We start from the raw sequence: 23446 nt of genomic DNA on the forward strand, positions 1-23446 counted from the left end.
GCCTCACATCGAGGCGCGGCGGCGGGGCCCGGCCGGCCAACGGTGCGGGTACCTTCGCGGCGCTGCCAAGTGACGGGGTCAATCCCCGATGCGGGGCCGGGGCCGGGCAGGAGCGGTCCGGAGCGGGGCCGTCGGCCCATAGGGTGAAGCACATGTCAGTCACGTTGAGCTCCACCAAGACCCGTGCCGCCCTCCGTGTTTCGGCACGCGTCTCGGGCGAGTTGATTCTGGTCCTTGTCATGGCCGCGGCGGCGATCTGGGTACTGGGCCGCATGTGGTCGGTCGTCTGGCCGCTCATAGTCGGCTTGCTGCTCACCACTCTGACGTGGCCCATAGCGCGTTACCTGCGCCGACTCGGGTGGCCCCCGGCCCTCGCGGCTTCCGTGGTGACGGTGCTGTTCCTCCTCGTCGCCGTGGGGGTCGCGGCGCTGATCGCGGTGCCGGTGGCCTCCCAGTCCGGCGAGCTGGCCGACGGCGTGGTCGAAGGCATCCAGAAGCTGCGCGAGTGGGCATCCGGGCCGCCCCTCAACATCGGCGACGATCAGATCACCGGTGCGTTCGACTCCGCGACCGCCCGTATCCAGGACAGCATCGGCAGCATGGTCACCACTGTCGTGACCGGGGTGAGCACCGTGGTCAACGGTGTGGTCACCGCGGTCCTGGCGGTCTTCCTGATGTTCTTCATGCTCAAGGACGGCCCCCGGTTCCTGCCGTGGCTGGCGCGCCAGCTGCCCGGCCGGCTCGCCACCGATGTTCCGACCGTGGCGGCGCGTGGTTGGGAGACGCTGGGTGAGTTCGTGCGTTCCCAGGCGTATGTCGGCCTGCTCGACGCCGTCCTCATCGGCCTCGGCCTGTGGATCGTGGGAGTTCCTCTGGTGCTTCCTCTGGCGGTGCTGACCTTCGTGTCCGCGTTCGTCCCGATCGTGGGTGCCCTGTTCGCCGGCTTCGTCGCGGTTCTCATCGCCTTGGTGTCGAACGGACCGACCGACGCGCTGATCGTGTTGGCCGTCATCGTCGTGGTGCAGCAGCTCGAGGGCAACGTGTTCCAGCCCATGATCCAGAGTCGCGGGCTCGGTCTGCACGCCGCGGTGGTCCTGCTGGCGGTGACGTTGGGCGGCAGTCTGGCGGGCATCGTGGGCAGTCTGCTCGCCGTACCCGCTGCCGCGCTGATCGCGGTGGTCTGGAACTACCTGCGCGAGCAGCTCACAGAGCAGGGGGAAGAGCCGGAAACGCATGCGTCACCGAGTCGTGCCGGCTCGCCGTCATAGAGCGTCCCCTACCCCCGTCGGCAGTCACCGAGCGTGCGGCGGGACGGCAGCGGCACTCGCCGGCAGGCGAGTGCCGTCCGCTGTCAGGGCTGTCCGCCGCGCTCCAGAGGGATCCTCTCGCCGGCCTCGACCGCGACCGTCAGCCGGTTCTCCGCCGGAGGCAGCGGGCAGGTCGCCAGGTCCGTGTAAGCGCAGGGCAGGTTCGCGGCGCGGTTGAAGTCGAGGCTCAGCCTGCCCTCGGCGTCGGGTGGCGCGATCTGCAGGGCACGGTTCGCCGCGTAGGTGGTCACGCCGGAGGTCGTGTCCGTGAACAGCACCATCAGGCTGCCGGGGCGCTTTCCGTTGAACGCCGTGAGCCGGTGGACGGCGCCGTCCAGTTCGAACTCGACCTGGCCGGGGGAGTCGTAGACATGCTCCAGGCCCTCGACGGCCGCGCCGACGGTCACCGCGCGTGGGCGGTCGAAGGGTACGAACCGGCCGGTGCGAACCCAGCGGGGGCCGGGGGCGTACGCAGGGGTCAGGGTGAACGCGGTACGCAATGCGTTCCCGGGGTGGCGGGGACGCAGGATGTCGTGTCCGCCACGCTTGGCCACCTCGATCACCGCGTCGCCGAATCCCGGGTACAGACTGTCCCGTTCGCCGATGACCCCGAAGTCGTACCGGCCGTGGACCGCCACGCCGTCGACGGTGAGTTCCTCGCCTTCCGCCAGCTCCACCACCACTCCGTCCGGCGTGCTCGACCAGGCCCCTGGGGCGTCCTCGAAGCGAGCCGGCTCGGCGCCCAGCCAGTGCAGGCTCGTGATGGCGAGAAATCCGTGCGGCCCGGCGAGTGCTTCCTCGTGTTCCCGGTGCCACTGCTCCCATTCCCGGACGAAACTCACCTGGTCGACATCGTGGACTGTCATGTTCGCTCCCTCGTGTGCGGTGGTCGTGGGCCGGTCCGGGCTTTCACAGGTCCTTGGCGTAGCAGACGCCGAACGAATCGGCGTCGTAGGGCGGGTAGCAGGGGATCCTGTGCCAGCCCTGCCGTTCGTAGAGCCCCATAGCCTCCGGTTGCAGCTTTCCGGTCTGCAGGAAGAGCCGGGCGGCGCCGAGCGACCGGGCACTGGTCTCGACGGCGCCGAGCGCCGCTCTGGCCAGGCCGCGCCCGCGGTGCTCGTCGTGCACGTAGACGCGCTTGACCTCGTAGAGGCCCTCACCGTCGTTCTGGCGCAGCAGCCTGAGGGAGGCCGTCGCCAGAGGACTGGCGCCCTCGTAGGCGAGCCAGGTGACGGCGATCTCCGCGGCGGCCGGGGGCCCCGCCCTTCGGCCCGCGCGCTGGGCGTCGAAGGGGGCGTAACGGGGCCGCAGTTCGGCGTCCATCCGGTTCCGCAGCGCCAGCGCGTCGGGATGTTCCCAGCTCGCGGCGACCCACCGTACGGCGTCGCACGGGGGCGCGACGCCGTCCAGGGCGGCGGTCGAGGGCCGGTTCGCACGGTCCCGCGGGGCTTCGGCGAGACTTCCGCGCGGTGCCGGGATGCCGGCCGGACCGGCGCTCGATGCCAAGCCCGCCGAGGGGCGCGAGGGGGTCATGATGTGGTGCCTTTCTTCCGGTGCGGTGCTGCCGGCGCCTGGTCCGTCAGCGGTGCGCGTTCGATACCGCGGGGGATGCTGCCGGGCCGGCGGGCTCGGTGGGAACCCCGTCGCCCAGCAGGCCGAGCCGGCGGAGCCAGTCGTCGTCGAAGACCTTGGAGAGATAATTGCGGCCGGAATCCGGCAGCAGGACGACCACCAGGTCGTCGGGGCCCAGTCCGGCCGCCACTCGCAGTGCTGCGGCCACCGCGGTGCCTGCGGAGCCGCCGACCAGCAGCCCCTCCTCCCGGGCCAGGCGCCGGGCGGTCAGCAGGGAGTCGCTGTCGCTGATCCGCTCGAACCGGTCCACGACCGCCGGGTGGTAGGACTGCGGCCAGGTGTCGTCCACCGTCTCGGGGTGGCGGAACCGGCCGATGCTCTCCACGTAGTACGGGCTCCCGTCGCCGCCGGAGTAGAGCGAGGCCTCGGGGTCGGCGCCGACGACAGTCACCCGGCCGCCGCTCACCTCCTTGAGATACTCGCCGGTCCCGGTGATGGTGCCGCCGGTGCCGATGCCGGACACCAGGTGGGTGATCCGCCCGTCGGTCTGTCGCCAGATCTCCGGCCCGGTGGTTCGGTAATGGGCCCGTGGATTGGCCGGGTTGTCGTACTGGTTCGCCAGCCAGCCGCCAGGCGTCCCGGCGGCGACACGGTCGGCCACGGAGTGCACATGGTCGGGGTGTTCGCGCGGCACATCGCTCGGGCAGACGATGACCTCGGCACCGTAGGCGCGCAGTACGGCGATCTTCTCCGCGCTGCTCTTCTCCGGGATCGCGAAGACACAGCGGTAGCCGCGCTGTGCGGCGACCATCGCGAGGCCGACGCCCGTGTTGCCCGAGGTGCCTTCGACGATGGTGCCGCCCGGCAGCAGCTGCCCCGCCTCCTCGGCGGCCTCGACCATCGACAGAGCGATGCGGTCCTTCACGCTGCCGCCCGGATTGACGTACTCCAGTTTCACGTAGACGGGTGCGGGCACCGCGCCGGTGACACGGTTGAGCCGCACCAGCGGGGTGTTGCCGACCACGTCGGTCAGGGATGCGTGAACGTCCAATGCAGTGCTCCTTGCGTCGAGGCCGGCTTCTGCTGCCGTCGAACCCGGGGCGTCCGCCCGGTGCCCCGGCTGCGACCTCCCCGGGGTTCAGGTCGCGGCGGACGGCTGCCGGCCACCGGGGATGGCGGCGAGCAGTTCCTTCGTGTACGGATCGGACGGCGCCGCGAAGATGTCGTCCGTCGTGCCCGTCTCGATCAGACGTCCGTGCCGCATCACCCCCACGCGGTCGGCGATCTGCCGCACCACGGCCAGGTCGTGGGAGATGAAGAGGTAGCTCAGACCCAGGTCGTTCTGAAGATCCACGAGCAGTTCCAGTATCTGCGACTGCGCGGACACGTCCAGCGCCGACACCGGCTCGTCACAGACGACCAGGTCGGGCTCCAGAGCGAGCGCCCGGGCGATCGCCACCCGCTGCCGCTGGCCGCCGGACAGCTCGGCGGGTCTGCGGCGCAGTACGGAAGCCGGCAGCGACACCCGTTCCAGCAGGTCGGACGCCCGTCGCGAACGCTCCTTGCGACTTCCGACGCCGAATGCCCGCAGCGGCTCGGTGATCACCTCCGCGACGGACCAACGCGGGTCCAGCGAGGCGTACGGGCTCTGGTACACGATCTGCATCCGGCGCCGCAGCCTGCGCAGCGCGCCGCCACGCAGGCCGGTGATGTCCTGCCCGTCGAAGGTGACGCCGCCCTCCGAGGGATCCGCCAGCCGGACCACGAGGCGTGCCGTCGTGGACTTGCCGGAACCCGATTCGCCGACCAGCGCGAACGTCTCGCCGCGGCCGATGCTGAAGCTGACGTCGTCGACGGCCCGCAGCGTCCGGGCGCTGCCCGTCCCGCCGGGCAGCGGGAATCGCTTCACGAGGTTCCGGGCGACGACGAGATCCGTGGTCGTCCCGGGCCTGCGTGATTCGGCGGGAGCCCCGCCTGCCGATACGCCGGACGGTTTGGCCGCAACCCGGCGTTCCGACACCAGACGGCCTCCGGCCAGGCTCGGCGCGGCGGCCAGCAACTGCCGGGTGTAGGCGTGCTGCGGGGCGTGCAGCACCTGCTGGGTGGAACCGGTCTCGACGACCTCGCCCTGAGCCATGACCACGATCCGCCGCGCCCGGTCCGCGGCCACTCCGAGGTCATGGGTGATCAGAAGGACAGCAGTGCCCGACTCCCGGGTGAGGCTCTCGATGTGGTCCAGGATCTGCCGCTGCACGGTGACGTCCAGGGCGCTCGTCGGCTCGTCGGCGATCACGAGCCGGGGTCTGGCGGCCACCGCGACGGCGATCAGCACCCGTTGCCGCATACCACCGGACAACTCGTGGGGATACTGCCGCGCCCGCACCTCGGGGTCCGGCAGACCTGCCTGCCCGAGGATCTCCACGGCTTGCGCCGCCGCGGTGTCCCGATCGGCGAGCCCGTGGATCAGCAGCACCTCGGCCACCTGGCTCCCGATGCGCTGTACAGGGTTGAGCGACACCATCGGATCCTGCGGGATCAGCCCGATGTCGCGGCCGCGGCGGGCCCGGAGCTCCTTGTCGTCCGCCAGGGCCAGATCGACGCCGTCGAAGAGGATCTGCCCGGCCTCCAGCGCGCCGCCGGCCGGAAGCAGCCCGATGACCGAGTGCGCGATCGTGCTCTTGCCGGAGCCGGATTCGCCGACCACCGCGACGACTTCGCCGGGCCCGACGGTCAGGTCGACACCCCGTACGGCCGGCACGATGCCCGAGCGGGTCCGGTAGGACACCCGCAACCCGCGTATGTCGAGCAGTGGTGCGTCGCTCATCGTGTCTCCCTGCCTTCCCCGTCGAGCGCACGGGAGATCCGGTTGGCGGCCAGTACCGTGGCCGCGATGGTCAGGCCGGGCAGGGTGGTGAGCCACCACGCCGTGGCCAGGTAGTCGCGGCCGCCCGAGACCAGCGCGCCCCATTCGGGGGCCGGCGGGACGGCGCCGTAGCCGAGAAAGCTGAGCGCGGACACCTGCAGGATGACGGCGCCGAAGTCGACGGCCGCGTACACCAGCACCGGGCCGGCCGAGTTCGGCAGCACATGCCGGAACAGCACCGAGAACGGGCGGGCACCGGAGGAGCGCGCCGCCTCCACGTACACCGCGCCGCGCACCCGGAGTACCTCGGAGCGCATGACCCGGGCGAAACTCGCCACACTGGCGATGCCCACGGCGACCGCGACCTTGACGGTGCCGAAGCCCAGAGCGGTCACCACGGCCAGTGACAGCAGCAGGCCCGGGATCGCCAGCAGGACGTCGGCGGCGCGCATCAGGACGTCGTCGACGCGGCCGCCCAGGAACCCGGCGAGCAGTCCGAGCAGAGAGCCCGCCACCAGGCCCACGGCCACCGCGAGCACCGTCGCCTGGAGCGACAGCGCCGAGCCGTGCACGACCCTGGCGAACAGATCGCGGCCCAGCTGATCGGTGCCGAAGAGATGATCGGCGCCGGGGCCCTGAAGCCTGTCCCGGGGCACCCCGGACAGCGGATCCTGCGAGGTGAAGAGACCCGGGAGGAACGCCGATACGAGGACCAGCGCCACCAGCACGATCGACAGCACCAGCCCGGGGGAGCGCAGCAGGAACCGGGCCAGGCGCCGCGCCCGTTCCCCCGCTCCCTCCCGGACGAAGCGGTCGGGGGCCGGCGGGGGCGTGCCCCCCGTCGTGCCGGTCAGCGCCTCGGCTGTCATGAGCTCGGTCATCGCGTCACCGCCGCGGTCGTCGTGATCCGTGGATCGAGCAGCGGATAGATGAGATCGACCGCCAGATTCGCCAGGACGAACACCAGCGCTCCGAACACCACCAGGCCCTGGACCACCGGTATGTCCTGGGCGCTCACCGCCGTCGCGGTGAGCCGCCCCACCCCGGTCCTGGAGAACACCGTCTCCACGACCACCGACCCGCCGAGCAGATTGCCGACGAGCATTCCCAGTACCGTCAGCGGAGGAATGGCCGCGTTGCGGGTGGCGTGCCGGAAGTGCACGCGTGCCCGGCTCGCACCCTTCGCCAGCGCGGTTTCGACGTAGGGCTCGGCCAGGGTGGTCCGCAGGCTCTTGGCGAAGACCTGCGCGATCACCGCGCCGGTGGGCAAGGACAAGGTGATCACCGGCAGGATCAGGCTGCCGAAGCCCTCGTTGCCGATGGCAGGCAGCAGACCCCACCGGAACGAGAAGATCTGCACCAGCACCAGGCCGACCAGGAACGTCGGCGCGGACACACCGAGTGCGGGCAGGGACAGCAGTACCTGCCGCAGCCAGCGCCACTTGGTGTACGTACCGAGGAGAGCCACGCCCGCCCCCAGGACCAGTGCCAGCAGGAGAGCCGCGGAGGTGAGCTGGAGTGTGCCCGGCAGGCTCGTGGCGATCAGGTGGCCGACCTCGTCGCCGCTCTGCACCGAGATCCCGAAGTCCCCTTGGAGCGCGTGCCGGAGCTGGGTGGCGTACTGCTCGACGACCGGCTTGTCGAACCCGTAGGACTCCCTCAGCTCGGCGAGCTGCTCCGGGCTGATGTCATTGGTCTCGCCGCCGCCCGCCGCCATGATCGACACCGGGTCGCCGGGCAGCAGGTACAGCACCACGAAAGACAGTGTGAACGCCGCCCAGAGGACGAACACCGCCTGCGCCAGGCGCCGCGCCAGATATCTCCTCATGACAGCCACGTGTCGTGGAACTGCAGCCTGGACGAGGCTTCGAAGTCCAGGTCGTGGACCTTCCCGGACAGGCCCAGGACGGTGGTGAGTTCGAACACCGGGATCTGGTACGCCTTGTCCAGCACGATCTTCTGGGCCTGTGCCACGTACGCCGCGCGCCGGGCTGGATCGCTCGCTGACGCCTCCTTGTCCAGGAGGCCGTCCAGCTCGCTGTCGGAGAGGTGGCCGAAGTTCAGCAGCTTGCTGGAGAACCCGGTCCGCAGGATGTCGGGGTCCACCCGGGTCGAATTGCCCCAGGAGAAGTCGTAGTCGCCCTTCTGCCGGAGTGCCACGAAGTCCCCGATGGTGGTGGACTGCAGGGTGATCTGGATGCCGACCTTCTTCAGCTGCAGCTGGATCAGCTCCAGCGCCGTCTGGTTGGGGCCGAAGTTGGACGCCCACACGACCTTGAGGGCGAGCTTCTTCCCGTTCTTCGTACGGATGCCGTCCGAGCCGGTCTTCCAGCCCGCTTCGTCGAGCAGCTTCTCCGCACCCGCCGCGTCATGGCCGAGGCGGTCGCCCAGATCGGTGTAGTCGCCCGTGGTGCTCGCCAGCGCGCTCGTAGCCGGCTTGTAGCTGCTGCTCAGGGCCGTGTCGACGACCTCCTGCCGGTCGAGGGCCTTCTGGATCGCCTGCCGGACCTTCAGGTCCTTGGTGATCGGCCGCGCCACGTTCGCCGACAGCGCGAACGGCAGCCCCGGGTTGGCCCGGCTCTGCAACGCGAAGCCGGCGCCCTTCAGCCCCTCCTCGTCCTGCGGCGCGACTCCGCCTATCGCGTCGACCTGGCCGGACTGCAGGCTGCCGGTGCGCACCCCGGACTCGGGGATCACCTTGAAGGACAGCTTCTCCAGGTAGGCGGGGCCCTTGCGGCTCCACTGCGAGGAGCCCCACTTGTAGCCCGCGCGCCGGCGCTCCTCCACGGACTTGTTCTGGGTGTAGTCGACGAGCGTGAACGGGCCGGAGCCGATGAGGTTGTCCGAGCACCGCTCGCCGGCCGGCAGCTTCACCGTCGAATCGGCGAGCAGCCCGAGGGTGAAGGTCGAAGTCGCCTGTAGGAACTGGGAGTTGGGGGTGGAGAAAGCGACCTCGGCGGTGTACTCGTCGACGGCGGTGGTGCTCTTGTAGCCCGCCAGATAGCTGCTGCCCAGTACCGCCTCGGCTCCCAGCTTGATGATGCCGTCGAAGTTGTTCTTCACAGAACGGGCGTTCACCGGGGTGCCGTCGCTGAAAGTGACCCCCTCGCGGAGGTGGAAGGTGAACGTCGTCGCGTCCTCGCTCACCTCCCAGGACTTCGCCAGCCAGGGCACGATCTTCCCCGTCTTCGGATCCTGGTCGGTCAGGGAGTCCACCAGCTGGCGGGCCGGGTAGATCGCGTCGTTGTTGCCCGCTTGCTGCGGGTCGACGCAGATCGGGTCGGATGCCAGGGCGAAGGTCAGATGCCCCCCGGAGTGCGGCGTCGAGCCGCCCGAACTGTCAGCGGTGGACGAGGAGCAGGCGGTGGCGGAGAGCGACAGGACGGTGACGGCGGCGAGCGAGGTCAGGGCAAGACGGTGCTGGGGACGTGGTCCGGACATCAGCGATTCTCCAGGAGAGGGGGAGGACACCCGGGCACGGCAATGACCTGCGGAGACAAGGATGTGAGCAGAAGCAGGCCGTACCGTGGCGCGGGCCGGTCAAGCAGTGGTGACGTCAGGCCTGACAGATGGCGCTGGAGACGCGGTGCAGATCGATGTGCCGACGGGCCGCGAAGCGTGGGCAGAGGAATCCGGCGCAGCGCGTACAGGCAACCAAGCTCGGGGGCGTGGCCCCGGCGGCGGTCGGCTGGTACGGCATGAGTGGCGCGGTCCTTTCGACACACGTGGTGTCGTCCACCCGGGACGACGCGACGCAACGTACCAGCTCGAACACCGGTATGAGAAGGATGCTCCGGCAGGTGGACGTGCCCGCCGGCGCGGAACGCCCAGCCCACGAGCCGGCGGGTGTCCGGTCGACGGACGGCACGGCATTGTTCAACCGTGGTCGAACGGTTAACGTGAAGAGAGATCACACAAGTCGGCAGCGATTCCTGAGCTGCTGACCTACCCGACGGCTGTGAGGTGACCGGCATGCAGGCTCGACCCTCCCGCGAGCGCGACGACCGCATGCCGCACCACGCCGGGGCCTTCGAGCTGCTGGTCGCCCGGCGCCACGTCGACCTGCTCCGGGTGAGCAGCGCGCTGTGTCCGAGGACGTCTCCGCGCCACTGAGCGCGTACATACCGCTCGCGCCGGCCCTCGCCGCCATCTGATCGCGCTCCTCACGATCACCGGCGTGCCCCGCGCGTTCCCTTCTCCCTTCTCGACGTCTGTCGCGATTCCCGTGCTCGGCAACCGCCGCCTCCGGCCTGCCCGCACGCCTGATCGAGAGGAAAACGGTGCCCAGGAGCACCGCACGAACAGGGGTGTTCGCCGCACTGCGGGTCCGTGACTACCGGGTGTACTGGAGCACGGGCCTGATCTCCAACATCGGCACCGCGATGCAGGGGGTGGCGCTCGACTGGTTTGTGCTGAACCTGACCCACAGCGGGACCGCCGTCGGCTGGGCCGCGGGTCTGCAGTTCGCCCCGGTTCTGATGTTCGGCCTGTGGGGAGGGGTGCTCGCCGACCGGTACGACCGGCGCACCCTGCTGCTGTGGGCCCAGTCCTTGTACGCGATGCAGGCGCTGCTCCTGACGGTCACCGTGCTGTCCGGCAACGCTCCGCTGTGGTTGATCTATCTGCTGTCGTTCGGCCTGGGCTGTGTGTTCACGGTGGAGAACCCCGCGCGGCTCTCCTTCGTCACGGAACTGGTCGGCAGAACCCTGATCACCAACGCGGCGGGGCTGAACATCCTGTCCCTGAACGCCGCCCGTCTGATCGGCCCCGCGATCGCCGGAGTGCTGATCGCCCTGATCGGCACGGGCGGGGTGTTCGCGGTCAACTCCGTGTCCTTCGCGGTCGTGCTCGCGGGCCTGCTGACGATCCGTCCGCAGGCACGGCCGGTCCCCGTGGAGCGGCAGCCATGGGTGGGAGCGGGCGTGGCGGGGCTGCGGTACGTCGCCGCCCGGCCCGAACTGATCGGAGTATTCGCGATCTTCGGCCTGGTCTCCACCTTCGCGCTGAACTTCTCCACGACGCTGACCCTGTTCGCCGGACGGGTCTTCGACGTCGGCTCCCGCGGGCTCGGGTTCATGTCGACCGCCCTGTCCGTCGGCACGATCGCCGGAACGCTCGTGGCCACGCGCCGTGCCTCCCCGCGGGTACGGACGGTGGTCGTCGGGGCGGTGCTGTTCGGTGTGTGCGAGGCGCTGGCCGCATCCATGCCGTCCTACGTCACCTTCCTCGCACTGCTGCTGCCGGCCGGTTTCATGCTGATGACGCTCAACACGGCCGTCAGCGCCTTTGTCCAGTCGGAGGTCAGCGACGCCATGCGCGGCCGGGTGATGGCCGTCTACACGGTGATCTCGATGGGCGGAGCTCCGATCGGCGGCCCTGCCATCGGCTGGATCTCCGAGCATGCCGGGGTGCGCTGGGGAATGGCATCGGGCGCCGCGGCAGCGGTCCTCGCCGCGCTCACCGTGGCGCTGTGGCTCTCCCGGCAGCGCGCCGGTCCCCGGCCGCCCCTCCGTGACCGGGCAGCCGCAGCCCTCCGCATCCCCGCCCCTGCACGCCCGCCCATTCGGACATCCGCCAACTCCTCTTCCCCTGAACCCACTTCGACCGGAGGAACATCCCATGACTGATCGCGAAACCGGGCTTGCCGGCCTGCATCTCGCCCTGGAAGTCGACGGCGACGGCGCCCACCCCGCTGCATGGCGCCACTCCGGCCGCCCACCGGGTGCCGTCCTGGCCCCCGGGGCACTGCGGGACGTGGTCGCCGCAGCCGAGGACGCGGGTTTCGGCCTCGTCACCTTCGCCGACTCGCCGCTGCCGCCCGATGCGGGCCCCGGGGCGGCCGGCCGGGTGGAGGCCGGAACCCGTGCCTCGTACGTCTCACCCCTGACCGACCGGATCGGCCTCGCGCCCACCCTGCACGTCGCCACCACGGAACCGTTCCATCTCGCCACCCAGCTGGCGAGCCTTGACCACGCCTCGCACGGCAGGGCCGGCTGGGTGGTCGGCGCGGCTGCGGGTGAGGACGACCTCGCCACCGTAGGGGGAGCGGCACTGCCCGCTGCCGCGCTGGCCCGTGAGACCGCCGACGTCATCGACACCGCACGCTCCCTGTGGGACTCGTGGGAGGACGACGCGATCATCAAGGACGAGGCGACCGGCAGGTTCCTGGACTCGCGACGGGTGCATCACATCGACTTCGAGGGCGCGACCTTCACCGTCAAGGGCCCCTTGATCACTCCGCGTCCGCCGCAGGGCCAGATCGTCGTCCTGGCCCCGGACTCGCTGGACGCCGACGCGCGCGCCGACGTGGTCCTGGTCGGGCGGCCCGACCCCGCCGCGGTCGCGGCCCGGGCGGCCACGGCGCGGGAAGCGGGCGCGCCCCTGGTCTTCGCCGAGGTGGAGGTGGTCCTCGACGCGGAAGCCCCGGCCGCGGACCGGCTCGCCGAGCTGAACGACGCCGCCGACTGGCCGGAGTCCGGGAGGCTTCGCCATGTCGGCTCCCCGGAGTCCCTGCTGGACCTCCTGCGCGAGCTGGCCGAGTCGGTCGACGGAGTCAGGCTGCATCCGGCCGTACTCGCCGTCGACCTGCCGGTCCTGGCCGAGCGGGTGCTTCCGAAGGTCGCCGCGTCGAGGCCCGGGCACGCCCCCCGGGCCGGAAGCTCACTGCGCGAAACGCTCGGCCTTCCCCGTCCCGCCAACCGATTCGCCGCCGCGGCGGCCACGAACGCCTGAGGTGAGTGTCTTGACCGATCAGAATCCCCTTCCGCAGATCCACCTCGGCGTGTTCTTCACAGGCGTCGGGCCCCAGTTGATCTGGACCGATCCGCAAGCGCCCTCGCACACGGCGTTCGAGACGTTCGTCGAGATCGCGCAGACCCTGGAACGCGGCCTGTTCGACGCGTTCTTCCTCGGCGAAGGGCTGCGGGTACGGGAGAACCGTGGCAAGGTCTTCGACCTCGACGTGGCCGGCCGGCCCGACGCGATCACCCAGCTGTCCGCGCTCGCCGCCGTGACCGAGCGGATCGGCCTGGTGGCCACCCAGAACACCACGTACAACTATCCGGCCGATCTGGCCCGCCGGCTGGCCAGCCTGGACCTGCTGTCCGAGGGCCGGGCCGGCTGGAACATCGTCACCACCGACAACGCCTGGACCGGCGCCAACTTCCGCCGGGGAGGCTGGCTGGAGCACGAACGCCGCTACGAGCGTGCCGGACAGTTCGTTGACGCGGCCAAGGAGCTGTGGGCGTCCTGGGCACCGGACGCCGTCGCGCCCGACGGCCGCGCGGCGAGCTGGGCGCGGCCCGGCTCCATCACCCCGGTGAAGCGCGACGGCGACCTCGTGGAACTGCGCGCGACCGCCACCGTGCCGGGCAGCCGCCAGGGCCGTCCGGTGCTCTTCCAGGCAGGGGACTCGGACGGTGGCCGCGAACTGGCCGCCCGCCATGCCGACGTCGTCTTCTCCGCCAACACCGAATACGGCAAGGCCGTGGCCTACGCCGCCGACCTGCGAGATCGGCTGGCCCGCCACGGCCGGACACCGGACTCGCTGCGGATCCTCCCGGGCGCGAGCGTCGTCCTCGGCGACACCGCGGCCGACGCGGAGGAGAAGGCGCACTGGGTGCGCGGCGAGCAGGTCAACGGGCCCCGGGCGATCGCCTTCCTGGAGCAGTACTGGGGCACCGACCTGTCCGCCTACGACCCGGACGGTCCACTGCCCGACATCGAGCCCAGCGAGGACGAACTCGACCCTTCACGCGGCACGATCTCCGTCGAGCGCCGCACCGGCAAGCCGGCCCTGATCCGGAAGTGGCGAGACCTCGCAGCGGAACGAGGACTGTCCATACACGAGTTGGTACTCGAAGTGTCACCGGGGCACCCGTCCTTCGTCGGCACCCCTTCGGCCATCGCCGACGAGTGGACGCGCTATGTCAGCACCCGTGCCGTCGACGGCTTCAACCTCCTGCCGCATCTGCTCCCGGCCTCCGTCACGGACATCGTCGACAAGCTCGTCCCGGAACTCCAGGAACGGGGCGTCTACCGCACCGAATACCGGGGCACCACCCTGCGTGAACACCTCGACCTTCCTGCGCTGGGGTAAGACTTCCGTGTCATCCAGACAGCATTGGGCCGAGCTGCTTGCCCGGATGGCTCCGGGCCTGTTCGCCTCCGGCTGTGGGCTCTGGGGGATTCCGGCAGCCTGGCTGTGGCAGGAGGAGGGCGGGCGGCCTCCGAGCACGGGCGCCCACGAGGTTCCCGCTCGCCTTCCGCCGGGCCACCCGGAGTGCCTGGCTGCCCACATCCCGCTGACGGAGGTGGAACGGGAGCTGTGGTCCCGTCTGGGACCGGGCGTATGACGACGCCCTGGACCCGGCCCACGCCCGTTCCGGGTCATGCCCGGGTCGTCCCCGGCCTCGGCGCAGTGGCGCGCCGAAGCCGGGGGACCGGCCCGTGGGTCAGGGGCGACCGACCTCGCTACCCCCCACGCCGGTCCCCACCAGAACCGATGAGCCGACCGGCGAGGTCAGCTCCGGGGAGATCCGTCCGGTCGGCACGTGCTGGTCCTCATCCCGCAGTCGGCCCGTCGCCCAGACGCTCACCAGGCCGGTCAGCACCAGGTAGCCGCAGGCCCACCACGGACTGCCCGTACCGAGTGCGAGAAGCGCGGTCATGATCAGCGGTGTGATGCCGGACGCGAAGATGCCGGACATCTGGTAGACGAACGACATGCCCGTGTACCGGACGGGTGTGGCGAACAGTGCGGCGAACAGGGTGCCTTGGGCGCCGTAGAACGAACCGTGCACGATCCCCAGCGTCACGAACAGCGCCGCGGCGAAGGCCCAGGTCCCGCCGGTCCCGAAGAGCCAGAACGCGGGGAAGACCGAGACGGTGAAGGCGGCCATGCCCAAGAGGTAGACCCGGCGGGCCCCGTAGCGGTCGACCGCGGTTCCGGACACAGGGATCAGAGCGGCCATGACGAGCGCCGCGGCCGTGACCGCGAGCAGTACCGGAGTGCGGTCCAGCCCGAGCGTCCCGGTCGCGTAGGTGATGGCGAAGACCCCCCAGGTGTTGAAGGCGGCCCCCTCACCCCATCGCGCCAGCATGCCCAGCAGAACGTGCCGGCGGGCGGCCGGCTCACGCATCAGTTCCACCAGCGGCGCCGCGCGGGGCAGTTCCTGGAGGCGACGCGCGGCGCGGAAGGCCGGCGTCTCGTCGATCTTCAGACGTACGGTCAGCCCGACCACGACGAGCACCAGGCTGATGAGGAAGGCGATCCGCCACCCGTAGTCGAGGAACGCCGACTCGCTGAGCACATTGCTCAGCAGCGCGAACACACCGGTGCCAAGAGCCAGTCCGAGCGCCAGTCCGATCTGCGGATAGCTGCCGAACCGGCCCTTGCGGCCCTTCGGTCCGTACTCGACGGCCAGCAGCACCGCCCCTGCCCACTCCCCGCCCAGCGCCACACCCTGTGCGACGCGCAGGACCAGGAGTAGTGCGGGGGCGAGGACACCGACCTGCTGGTACGTGGGCAGCAGACCGATGAGGGCGGTGGAGACGCCCATCAGACCCATGGTGAAGGCCAAGGTGTGCTTACGTCCGATCCGGTCGCCGAGGTGCCCGAAGAGCAGGCCGCCCACGGGGCGGGCGACGAAGCCCACCGCGAACGTCGCGAAGGCCAGCATCGTGCCGACGGTGCCGTCGGCCGTGGGGAAGAACAGCTTGTTGAAGACCAGTCCGGCGGCCGTGCTGTAGAGGAAGAAGTCGTACCACTCCACCGTGGTGCCCAGCAGGCTGGCGAGCACGACGGTCCTCAGCCGCCGGGGAGCCGTTGAATCCTGCTCCGGTTCCGGATCGCCGGGCCGTGCCTCCGAGGGCACGCGTGCGGCGCTCAACGGCCGGCGAACGGGACGATGCCCGCTTCGACGGGACGCGGGCCGGCCGGGTGCCGCCAGAGACCGCGCTTCTCCAGCAACGGAAGAACGCCTTCGCCGAACCAGTACGCCTCCTCCAGATGCGGCACGCCGGACAGGACGAACTCGTCGATGCCGAGCCGGTGGTACTCCTCGATCAGGTTCGCGACCTCGGTGTGGCTGCCGACCAGCGCGGTGCCCGCGCCACCGCGGACCAGGCCGACCCCCGCCCAGAGGTTGGGGTAGATCTCCAGGCTGCCGGTGTCCCCGCTGTTGTGCAGCTCGCGCATCCGGCGCTGCCCCTCGGACTCGCTCGCCGCCAGGCCCTGTTGCACCGCCTTGATCCGCTCAGGATCCATGGCCCCCAGAAGCCGCTCCGCCTCGGCCCACGCCTGAGCCGAGGTGTCCCGGGTGATGGTGTGCAGGCGAATGCCGAACCGTACGTCGCGGCCCTGCGCTGCGGCGAGCGAGCGCACCCAGTCGATCTTCTGCTTCACCTGCTGCGGCGGTTCGCCCCAGGTCAGATACACATCGGTGTACCGTGCCGCCACATCACCGGCCGCGGGCGAGGAGCCGCCGAAGTAGATCTGCGGCGCGGGTTCGGGCAGCCGGTTCAGCTCGGCGGCCTCGACACGCAGATGCTCGCCGTGATGGTCGACCCTTTCACCTGCCCAGAGCCGCCGCACGATGTCCAGGAACTCCCCGGTCCGGGCATACCGCTGGTCCTTGTCGAGGAAGTCGCCGTACGCGCGCTGTTCGGCTGACTCGCCCCCCGTGACGACGTTGAGCAGCAGCCGGCCGTGGGACTGCCGTTGGTACGTCGCGGCCATCTGCGCCGACAGCGTCGGGCTTATCTGGCCGGGGCGGAAAGCGACCAGGAACTTCAGCCGCTCGGTGACCTGGGTGAGCATGGCCGTGGTCAGCCAGGCGTCCTCGCACCATGCGCCCGTGGGGGTGAGCGCGCCGACGAAGCCGAGCTGTTCGGCGGTGCGGGCGATCTGGCCGAGGTACTCGATCGAGGCCGGGCGGTCCCCGCCGGCGGTGCCGGGCGTGGAGCCGTGGCCGCCGCCGACGATGTGCCGGCTGTCACCGGTCGTGGGGAGGAACCAATGGAAGGTGAGGGCAGACATGCGAGAGCTCCGGAGGGGGTGCGGAGGATGGCGTGCCGGCACGCCGCAGGGGCATGCCGAGGCAGCCCGGCGACGTACGTTCAGGTACGCGTCGGGCACGCGAGGACACGGGGGGGAGGAAACGGGGCCGCGGCGTTGTGCGGCGCCGTGGGGACGCGGATTCGCGGGGAAGCTGAGGGCAGGTGGCCCTAAGGCTCCACGGGTCCGGCAGGCGTCAGCCGCGACAGGTCGCGCTGGACTGGCGACACAGGTCGACGTGCAGGCGCCCCACGAGGAAGTCGGCAGCAGCGGTCATGCCAAGCATTGTGGGGGACCCGCGCCGGTCGGCTCAAGTCCTGACCGGTCAGTGTTTCAGCAGGTGAGACCGACACGTAAGGCCGGCGTCGCGCCGGGGCTCCCGGATGGATTCCGGGAACCCCGGCGGCCGATGCCGGCCCAGGGGTCAGAGGCGGCCGCCGGGGACCACCGTGAATGTGGCGGGACCGGCCGGCAGGGCCACCGTGTACTGGCGCAGGTAGGTGTCCAGGTACGGCGAGCGGGCACCTCCGGTGGCGACGTCGTCGGACGGGTCGTCCAGGGCCAGTCCGAGCCGTGCTCCCTTGACCTCGATCGTCTCGCCGGAAGGAGTGTCACGCCACGAGCCGGTCTGTATGGACCCGATCTCCACTGCCAGGACGTGCCCGGCCGCCAGGGTCCAGTCGGTCGACTTGAGATCCACGGTGAGCCTGCCCGTGGTCAGCAGTGAGACCTGCTCGTCGAACATGACGGCGGTGCCGTCGGGGGCGACGTCGTACAGCTTGAGCATGACGTTGCCCTCGCCCTCGGCGGTCAGGGAGATCCGCGGGGTGCCGGTGACCCGCACGGCCTTCCTGAGCGCCTTCGACCACACGAAGAAGCTCGATGTGACGGCCCCGGTCTCCTGGAGCAGCGCCTGCTTCCCGGCCAGTCCCTCCGGTGCGGCCGGGTCGGTCGTGGGCGCGTTCTCCAGGTCCCATTCACCGGAGGGCTTCACGCGTTCCTGGGGTGCCGGCACGCCGGACCCGGTCAGGGCGGCGATCGCGGAAAGCCCGCCGTCGTCCACGTACGAGCCGCCGCCGAGGGGGAGGGTCACGGGGCGCTCCACGACCGGCCAGGTCTTCTGGGCCCGCCATGCGCCGGTGGAGTCCTCGACGGAGTAGGCCGGGTAGCGGACCGCCGGCCTGACGCCCTTGAGGTACTGGTCGTAGAAGGAGAGGGTCTCGTCGTACCAGCCCTCACGACCCATGGACAGGCGTCCGTCGCTGGTGCGGTCTCCGCCGCGTACGTGCTCCCACTGGCCGACCCAGCCGCGCTCGGGGCCCCTGTGGTTGTCGAGGTACTCCTGCATCTCCTCGGGCTTGGTGTTGTTCTCGATGAAGCCCTGGGTCACGAAGAGCGGTGTGTCCGTGCCCTTGGCCGCCTTCGCCAGGTCGCGGGAGGTCCAGAACTCGTCGTCCTGGTCGGCTATCCGGTACCCGGCCGCGTTCTGCGTCAGGCACTCCGGATGGGCCTCCTCGTAACGGGAGTTGGCGAGGTAGCGTGGGTCGTCGTCCGGCAGCTGGCCGAGCGTGGCGATGGAGTTGTAGGCATTGGCGGTGCCGGTGACATTCGGGCGGGGCACGCCGTTCGAGTAGATGTACTGGTACATGTCCCAGACGGGCTCCTGGGCCACGACGGCCTTGAGCGCGCGCTGGTCCAGATTGTTGCCGATGAGGCCCGTCGCGGCGTCGTAGGACTTGCCGTACAAGCCCACCGCCCCCGTGGACCAGGATTGCTTCGCGGCCCAGTCGATCGCCGCCTTCACGTCCGCCTGTTCGCCGGGGCCGCCCCAGTCGAGGCAGCCGGTGGAGCCGCCGAAGCCGCGCAGGTCGACCATGACGAAGGCGTAGCCCTGGTCGAACAGGTCGGTGCCCTCGATGAAGTCCTGGAACCGGGCGGAGGGGCCGGTGTGGGTCCAGCCTTCGACACCGGACTGTCCGGAGTGCCCGAAGTACGGGCCGACGGACAGGATGACGGGTACTTTCGCCTTCTTCGGCAGTCCCTCGGGCAGCAGCACGTCGGCGTGCAGTTCGGTGCCGGAGCGGTCCGAGGACGGGAAGTAGTGCTGCGTCCAGAGCGAACCCTCCGGGACGCGGTCGTTCTCCTCGTGTGTGACGGGGGCCGTTGCGGTGGTGCCCTGGCGGCCCTGCGCCGCAGCGGGCCCGGAGGCGGCTGCGGGGCCGGCGAGCAGCCCGGTCGACGCGAGGGTTATGACGAGTGCTGAGGCGGCCCATCTGGCCGTGCGACGTGCTCTCACATGCTTCTCCCGGCTGGGTGGGTACGGGGTTTCGCAGTGGTGCAGGCCGAGCAGCGGTCCCCGGCCCGCCGTGAGGGGCGCGACGGTGGTCGCGCACATCCGCGGAGCTGGATCACAGTCGCGAACGCGAACCGGAACCGACGGCGCACGAGTCTATGATCACTTCGGCGATGCTTCAACAGGTGCGTGTGTCCTTCGTGTTACTGATGTGACCGATGAGCCCGACTTTCTGCGGCTTGATGGGGAGATGCCCCGGGACCGGGAGTTGACGTCTGCCGATCGGTGGCGATCGATGTCCTTGCCGCACTACGGTCCACAGATGCGCATGTATCTCTCTTCCTTTCGAACGGGCGACCACCCGGACCAGATGCTGGCGCTGCTGACCCGCCCCGCCTCCACGACAGATGTCGCGGTGATCGCCAACGCGATCGACGCCCTGCCGGACAGTGAGCGCCGAGTGGCGGTCCAGCGGGAGTTCGGTGCGCTCGCCGGGCTCGGACTGCGGCCGGTCGAGGTCGACCTGCGTGCGTTCTTCGATCAGCCCTCCACATGGGTCGCGGCCGCTCTCTCCCGTTTCCCCCTGGTCTGGGTCCGCGGAGGCAACGTGTTCGTCCTGCGTCAGGCACTGGCCCGCAGTGGTGCCGACCGGGCTCTGACCGATCTGCTGCGGCAGGATGCCCTCGTCTATGGGGGCTACAGTGCAGGCGCATGCGTGCTGGCGCCTGACCTGCACGGCCTGGAACAGTGCGACGACCCGCGAGCGGTGCGCACCGCCTACGGTGACCGGCCCCGCTGGGACGGACTGGCGCTTCTCGACTACGTCGTGGTACCTCACATCGACTCACCGGGCCATCCCGAAACGGAAATCCTCGGCATCGTCGCCGACCGCTACCACGCCGAAGGCGTTGCCCATCAGCCCCTGCGCGACGGTCAGGCCATCGTGATCAACGACCGGAGCACCCGGCTCCTGTAGCCGACGGCGAGGGCCGGGCGGGCGTGGGGATCTGTCACTCCGCCGCGGACGGGGCGACCTCGACACGCACGCCGCGGGCCTCGAAAGCGCGAATCTGTGAGTCGGGCGCCGACGCGTCCGTGACCAGGGTCCACTCGTCCCTGAGGGTCGCCCACGCGTGGAACGGCGTACGTCCCAACTTGGCTCCGTGGGCCAGCACATAGACCCGGTCGGCGCGGCGTGACATCAGCTCCTTGAGGCGGGTCTGGCGCAGGTCCGCCTCACAGATGCCCCGGTCGACCGTGACGCCGTCGGCCCCCAGAAAGACGCGGTCGAAGGACATGCGTTCGAGCGCCGCCTCCGTGAGCGGGCCGACGAAGCCCTGACTGAGCGGGCGGAGCGTGCCGCCGAGGCACTCGACGTGCACGCCCTCCGCGTCGGCCAGCGCGTGCAGGGCGGTCAGGCCCGTCGTCGCGATCGTCAGTTCCTTCGCCCCACGCAGCTCGTGGGCCAGCGCGCCCACCGTCGTACCGGCGTCGAGGAGCAGTGTCTCGCCCGGCTCGACCTGCCGCGCCGCCCACTGCGCGATGGCCCGCTTCTCCTCGTACGCCTCGCCCGTGCGCTGGCGCAGCGACGCCTCGGGGTGCGCGGACAGCGCCATCGCGCCGCCGTAGGTGCGCGCGAGGCGGCCCTCCGTGGTGAGACGGGCGAGGTCGCGACGGATCGTCGAAGGGGTGACGTCGAAGAGCTGTGAGAGTTCCTCGACGCTGGCGAGGCCGGTGGTGGTGGCGAGGCGGACGATGCGGTCGCGTCGTGCCTGGGAGGTGGTCGGCGGCATCTACGGAGTCCTCTACGGTGCGGCGGTAACGGCGGTGCAGGGGACGGCGGTTCAGGCCGCCGGGACGGCGGGCGCCGAAGCCATCGCGGCCGCCTGGCGCAGCGCCTCGACCATGCTACCGGCCTCCGCCGTGCCCGTTCCGGCGATGTCGAACGCGGTGCCGTGGTCGACGGAGGTGCGGATGACGGGCAGTCCCACGGTGAGATTGACACCAGCCTCGATGCCCATGACCTTGACAGGGCCGTGGCCCTGGTCGTGGTACATCGCCACGATCAGGTCGTAGTCGCCCCGTGAAGCGAGGAAGAAGGCGGTGTCCGCAGGGAGGGGCCCCCGGGCGTCCACGCCCTCGGCGCGCAGCTTCTCCAGGGCGGGGACGATCTTCTCGCCCTCCTCGCCGTAGCCGAACAGGCCGTTCTCACCCGCGTGCGGGTTGATGCCGCAGACACCGATGACGGGGGCCGGGGTGCCGGCGCGGACCATCGCCTCGTGGCCGCGGCGCACGGTGCGCTCGACAAGGCCCGGCTCGATGCGGTTGACGGCGTCGATCAGGCCGATGTGCGTGGTGACGTGGATGACCTTCACCTTCTCGGTGGAGAGCATCATCGAGACCTCCTCGGTCCCCGTCAGGTGGGCGAGGAGTTCGGTGTGGCCGGGGTAGAGGTGGCCGGCGGCGTGCAGCGCCTCCTTGTTGAGCGGGGCGGTGCAGATGGCGTGCACCTCACCTGCGACGGCGAGTTCCGCGGCACGCTCGATGTAGGCGTAGGCGGCGCCGCCCGCCACCGGCGACAGCTTGCCCCAGGGCAGATCGGCGGGGAGCAGCCCGAGGTCGACGACATTGACGCGTCCGGGCGTGAACTCGGCGTCGCGCGGGTGGTCGACGGCGGAGATCTCGCAGTCCAGGCCGAGAATACGGGCGGCCTCGCGCAGCCGGTGCGCGTCGCCGATGACGACGGGTCGGCAGCGGGTCAGGACCGCGTCGTCGAGCAGGGCCGCGACGACGACCTCGGGGCCGACGCCGGCGCCGTCGCCCATGGTGACGGCGATGAGGGGGAGGGTGGTGCGCATGAGAACAACTCCTAGGCGGGAGAAAGGGCGATGACGGATTCAGACGGCTTTCGTGGCGACAGCGAGGCGGGGCCGTAGTGCGACAGCGATGCGCAGCAGTGAGTCCTCGGAGCCGTAGCTGCCGGGACGGGTGACGACGCGGCGGCCGTCAGGGGTGCGGGAGTGGACAGCGCCGTGGTGGATCTCGCAGAGAGGCTCCAACTCCTTTATCCCCAGAGCATCCAGAGTCGCGCGAGCGGTCTCGCCTCCGGTCAGGACGAGGTCGGGCCGGCCCGGGTGCGCGGACGCGAGCGCACCCAGGGCGGTGCTGAGGGCCCGTCCCGCGCCGGGACGCAGGCCTGTCGAACCGTCGATGGAGAACACGGTCAGAGCGGGAGCGGAGCCGGGAAGCGGCGGGCGGACCGTCCCCGAGGCCAAGTCGGCCGGATCCAGCAGCACATGGTGCGCGCCGAGCGCGGTGAGGTGCGCGATCTGCGCAATCGCGCCGGGTTCGGCGGTCCCTACGACGACGAGCAACGGAGCGTGGTCCCGGGCGGGCGGGGACGGCGGCGCGGTGGCGGGACGTGCCAGCGCCCGCCCCAGTGCGCCCGCCAGCCCGCCGCTGCCGAGGAGCCGGAACCCGGGGCCGAGCCGTAGCGCCGCCGCGGCCACCGCGTCCAGGTCGGCGTCGGTCTCGGCGTCCGGGGCGGGGTGCGCGCCGGACGCGGCGATCCGCCGGAACTCCGCGTCCAGCGCTCTCGGTCCCGACCGCACGGTGTGGAGGGGGACCGAACGGACCGGCAGACCGGACAGAGCCTCCGGCAGTGAGCGCGGCACGGGTGCGCGCTCGGCTCGCCAGCCGTCCGTGCGGTGCAGCGGGACTCCGTTCACGTGCACCACGCCGCCGGTCACGGTGCGCCGGGCCGCGGGAAGCGCGGGGGCTATGACGACGGCTTCGGCCCCCTCCGCGTAGGCGGCGGCCTCGGCGGCGAGGTGGCCGCGCAGCTGCGAGTCGACCTTCTTGTACAGCAGACGGGCCGGGCCGGCCTCCGTCGCGCGCAGCGCCGCCCGTACGGCGGATACGGCATCGGCGGAAGCCAGGTGACGGGTGTCCAGGTCCACCACGAGGTCGTGCGCGGCAGTTACGTCGGCGACGGCGAGGGACACGCGGACGGGACCGCCGAGGGCGCGGGCGGTCTCCGCCGCGCCGGACAGGTCGTCCGCGAGTGCGAGGACGTACGGCGGTGCGGGCGGTGGGACGGACGGTGAGACGGGCGGGAGCGGGGGCAGGGAAGCCACGGGATCGAACCTCCTCGGGCGTGTCCGGCGGTGGGTGGCCCGGCCCGGATCATGACACAGATTGCGCGAAGTGCGCGAGACCTCTTGCGTGATTTACGCAGTCGTGCGAGCGTTCCGGTGGCGCCGACGACCGTCACCCACGGACCGCGTCGCCCTCGTGGACGCGACGCCTACCTGCTAACACCGCACGGCGCACCGCACTTGACCGCAGCGCGGCCG

Annotated in this window: 22 protein-coding genes; 7 read left to right on the plus strand and 15 right to left on the minus strand. The window is 70.8% G+C overall.

Annotation, left to right across the window (positions count from 1 at the left end; translation table 11 throughout):
* Window positions 1-152: 152 nt before the first annotated feature.
* Entirely contained in the window at window positions 153-1268 is a 1116-nt protein-coding gene (locus ACFWFI_RS06835) for an AI-2E family transporter (RefSeq protein WP_387386398.1), read from the plus strand.
* A gap of 83 nt (window positions 1269-1351) precedes the next feature.
* On the opposite strand, the gene ACFWFI_RS06840 is transcribed toward ACFWFI_RS06835, so the two are convergent.
* The 8 genes from ACFWFI_RS06840 to ACFWFI_RS06875 all read right to left on the minus strand — a co-directional run bounded on the left by ACFWFI_RS06840 (window position 1352) and on the right by ACFWFI_RS06875 (window position 9442).
* Entirely contained in the window at window positions 1352-2173 is an 822-nt protein-coding gene (locus tag ACFWFI_RS06840; RefSeq protein ID WP_387386401.1) for a DUF1684 domain-containing protein, read from the minus strand.
* A 43-nt stretch (window positions 2174-2216) separates the two neighbouring features.
* Complete coding sequence (locus ACFWFI_RS06845; protein ID WP_387386404.1) at window positions 2217-2840, minus strand: GNAT family N-acetyltransferase; 624 nt, start codon at window positions 2838-2840, stop codon at window positions 2217-2219.
* Window positions 2841-2886: 46 nt separating this feature from the next.
* On the minus strand, window positions 2887-3930 hold the full coding sequence (locus ACFWFI_RS06850) for a PLP-dependent cysteine synthase family protein (protein ID WP_387386406.1): 1044 nt from the start codon (window positions 3928-3930) through the stop codon (window positions 2887-2889).
* Between the two features lie 87 nt (window positions 3931-4017).
* Window positions 4018-5703 carry a dipeptide ABC transporter ATP-binding protein gene (locus tag ACFWFI_RS06855; RefSeq protein ID WP_387386408.1) on the minus strand — a complete coding sequence of 562 codons (1686 nt, stop codon included), beginning with the start codon at window positions 5701-5703 and terminating at the stop codon, window positions 4018-4020.
* Window positions 5700-6623: an ABC transporter permease gene (locus ACFWFI_RS06860; protein ID WP_387386410.1), complete on the minus strand. Its 924-nt coding sequence runs from the start codon at window positions 6621-6623 to the stop codon at window positions 5700-5702. The genes ACFWFI_RS06855 and ACFWFI_RS06860 overlap by 4 nt, the downstream gene beginning before the upstream one ends.
* Window positions 6620-7570 carry an ABC transporter permease gene (locus tag ACFWFI_RS06865; RefSeq protein ID WP_387386412.1) on the minus strand — a complete coding sequence of 317 codons (951 nt, stop codon included), beginning with the start codon at window positions 7568-7570 and terminating at the stop codon, window positions 6620-6622. Before ACFWFI_RS06865 ends, ACFWFI_RS06860 begins: the two co-directional genes overlap by 4 nt.
* Entirely contained in the window at window positions 7567-9183 is a 1617-nt protein-coding gene (locus ACFWFI_RS06870) for an ABC transporter substrate-binding protein (protein WP_387386415.1), read from the minus strand. The genes ACFWFI_RS06865 and ACFWFI_RS06870 overlap by 4 nt, the downstream gene beginning before the upstream one ends.
* A gap of 115 nt (window positions 9184-9298) precedes the next feature.
* Complete coding sequence (locus ACFWFI_RS06875; protein WP_387386417.1) at window positions 9299-9442, minus strand: putative leader peptide; 144 nt, start codon at window positions 9440-9442, stop codon at window positions 9299-9301.
* Window positions 9443-9714: 272 nt separating this feature from the next.
* On the opposite strand from ACFWFI_RS06875, the gene ACFWFI_RS06880 reads away from it, so the two are divergent.
* The 5 genes from ACFWFI_RS06880 to ACFWFI_RS06900 all read left to right on the plus strand — a co-directional run bounded on the left by ACFWFI_RS06880 (window position 9715) and on the right by ACFWFI_RS06900 (window position 14096).
* Window positions 9715-9855 carry a putative leader peptide gene (locus ACFWFI_RS06880; protein WP_387386420.1) on the plus strand — a complete coding sequence of 47 codons (141 nt, stop codon included), beginning with the start codon at window positions 9715-9717 and terminating at the stop codon, window positions 9853-9855.
* A gap of 167 nt (window positions 9856-10022) precedes the next feature.
* Complete coding sequence (locus tag ACFWFI_RS06885) at window positions 10023-11369, plus strand: MFS transporter (RefSeq protein WP_387386421.1); 1347 nt, start codon at window positions 10023-10025, stop codon at window positions 11367-11369.
* Entirely contained in the window at window positions 11362-12474 is a 1113-nt protein-coding gene (locus ACFWFI_RS06890; RefSeq protein ID WP_387386423.1) for an LLM class flavin-dependent oxidoreductase, read from the plus strand. The genes ACFWFI_RS06885 and ACFWFI_RS06890 overlap by 8 nt, the downstream gene beginning before the upstream one ends.
* A gap of 1 nt (window position 12475) precedes the next feature.
* Entirely contained in the window at window positions 12476-13840 is a 1365-nt protein-coding gene (locus ACFWFI_RS06895) for an NtaA/DmoA family FMN-dependent monooxygenase (RefSeq protein ID WP_387386425.1), read from the plus strand.
* A 46-nt stretch (window positions 13841-13886) separates the two neighbouring features.
* Complete coding sequence (locus ACFWFI_RS06900) at window positions 13887-14096, plus strand: DUF6059 family protein (protein ID WP_387386501.1); 210 nt, start codon at window positions 13887-13889, stop codon at window positions 14094-14096.
* A gap of 99 nt (window positions 14097-14195) precedes the next feature.
* Here the strand turns inward: ACFWFI_RS06900 and ACFWFI_RS06905 are convergent, their stop codons facing one another.
* From ACFWFI_RS06905 to ACFWFI_RS06920, 4 genes are all read right to left on the minus strand, one after another.
* The gene (locus ACFWFI_RS06905; protein ID WP_387386427.1) at window positions 14196-15542 is read right to left on the minus strand and encodes an MFS transporter; all 1347 of its coding nucleotides are present in this window, start codon (window positions 15540-15542) and stop codon (window positions 14196-14198) included.
* 86 nt (window positions 15543-15628) lie between these two features.
* On the minus strand, window positions 15629-16780 hold the full coding sequence (locus ACFWFI_RS06910) for an LLM class flavin-dependent oxidoreductase (RefSeq protein ID WP_387386430.1): 1152 nt from the start codon (window positions 16778-16780) through the stop codon (window positions 15629-15631).
* A 214-nt stretch (window positions 16781-16994) separates the two neighbouring features.
* Window positions 16995-17084, minus strand: a complete 90-nt coding sequence (locus ACFWFI_RS06915) for a putative leader peptide (RefSeq protein WP_387386431.1) — start codon at window positions 17082-17084, stop codon at window positions 16995-16997.
* A gap of 138 nt (window positions 17085-17222) precedes the next feature.
* Window positions 17223-19094: a CocE/NonD family hydrolase gene (locus tag ACFWFI_RS06920; protein WP_387386434.1), complete on the minus strand. Its 1872-nt coding sequence runs from the start codon at window positions 19092-19094 to the stop codon at window positions 17223-17225.
* A gap of 319 nt (window positions 19095-19413) precedes the next feature.
* Between ACFWFI_RS06920 and ACFWFI_RS06925 the strand changes: the two genes are divergently transcribed.
* Window positions 19414-20067, plus strand: coding sequence for a Type 1 glutamine amidotransferase-like domain-containing protein (locus ACFWFI_RS06925; protein ID WP_387386437.1), 654 nt, complete (start codon window positions 19414-19416; stop codon window positions 20065-20067).
* 34 nt (window positions 20068-20101) lie between these two features.
* Here the strand turns inward: ACFWFI_RS06925 and ACFWFI_RS06930 are convergent, their stop codons facing one another.
* From ACFWFI_RS06930 to ACFWFI_RS06940, 3 genes are read right to left on the minus strand one after another with little or no spacing between them, the layout of a single operon-like run.
* On the minus strand, window positions 20102-20884 hold the full coding sequence (locus ACFWFI_RS06930) for a DeoR/GlpR family DNA-binding transcription regulator (protein ID WP_387386439.1): 783 nt from the start codon (window positions 20882-20884) through the stop codon (window positions 20102-20104).
* 51 nt (window positions 20885-20935) lie between these two features.
* Complete coding sequence (gene pdxA / locus ACFWFI_RS06935; RefSeq protein WP_387386442.1) at window positions 20936-21949, minus strand: 4-hydroxythreonine-4-phosphate dehydrogenase PdxA; 1014 nt, start codon at window positions 21947-21949, stop codon at window positions 20936-20938.
* A gap of 39 nt (window positions 21950-21988) precedes the next feature.
* Complete coding sequence (locus ACFWFI_RS06940; protein ID WP_387386445.1) at window positions 21989-23227, minus strand: four-carbon acid sugar kinase family protein; 1239 nt, start codon at window positions 23225-23227, stop codon at window positions 21989-21991.
* Window positions 23228-23446: the final 219 nt, after the last annotated feature.

The sequence above is a fragment of the Streptomyces sp. NPDC060209 genome (assembly GCF_042728155.1).
In the GTDB taxonomy this organism is placed as follows: Bacteria; Actinomycetota; Actinomycetes; order Streptomycetales; family Streptomycetaceae; genus Streptomyces.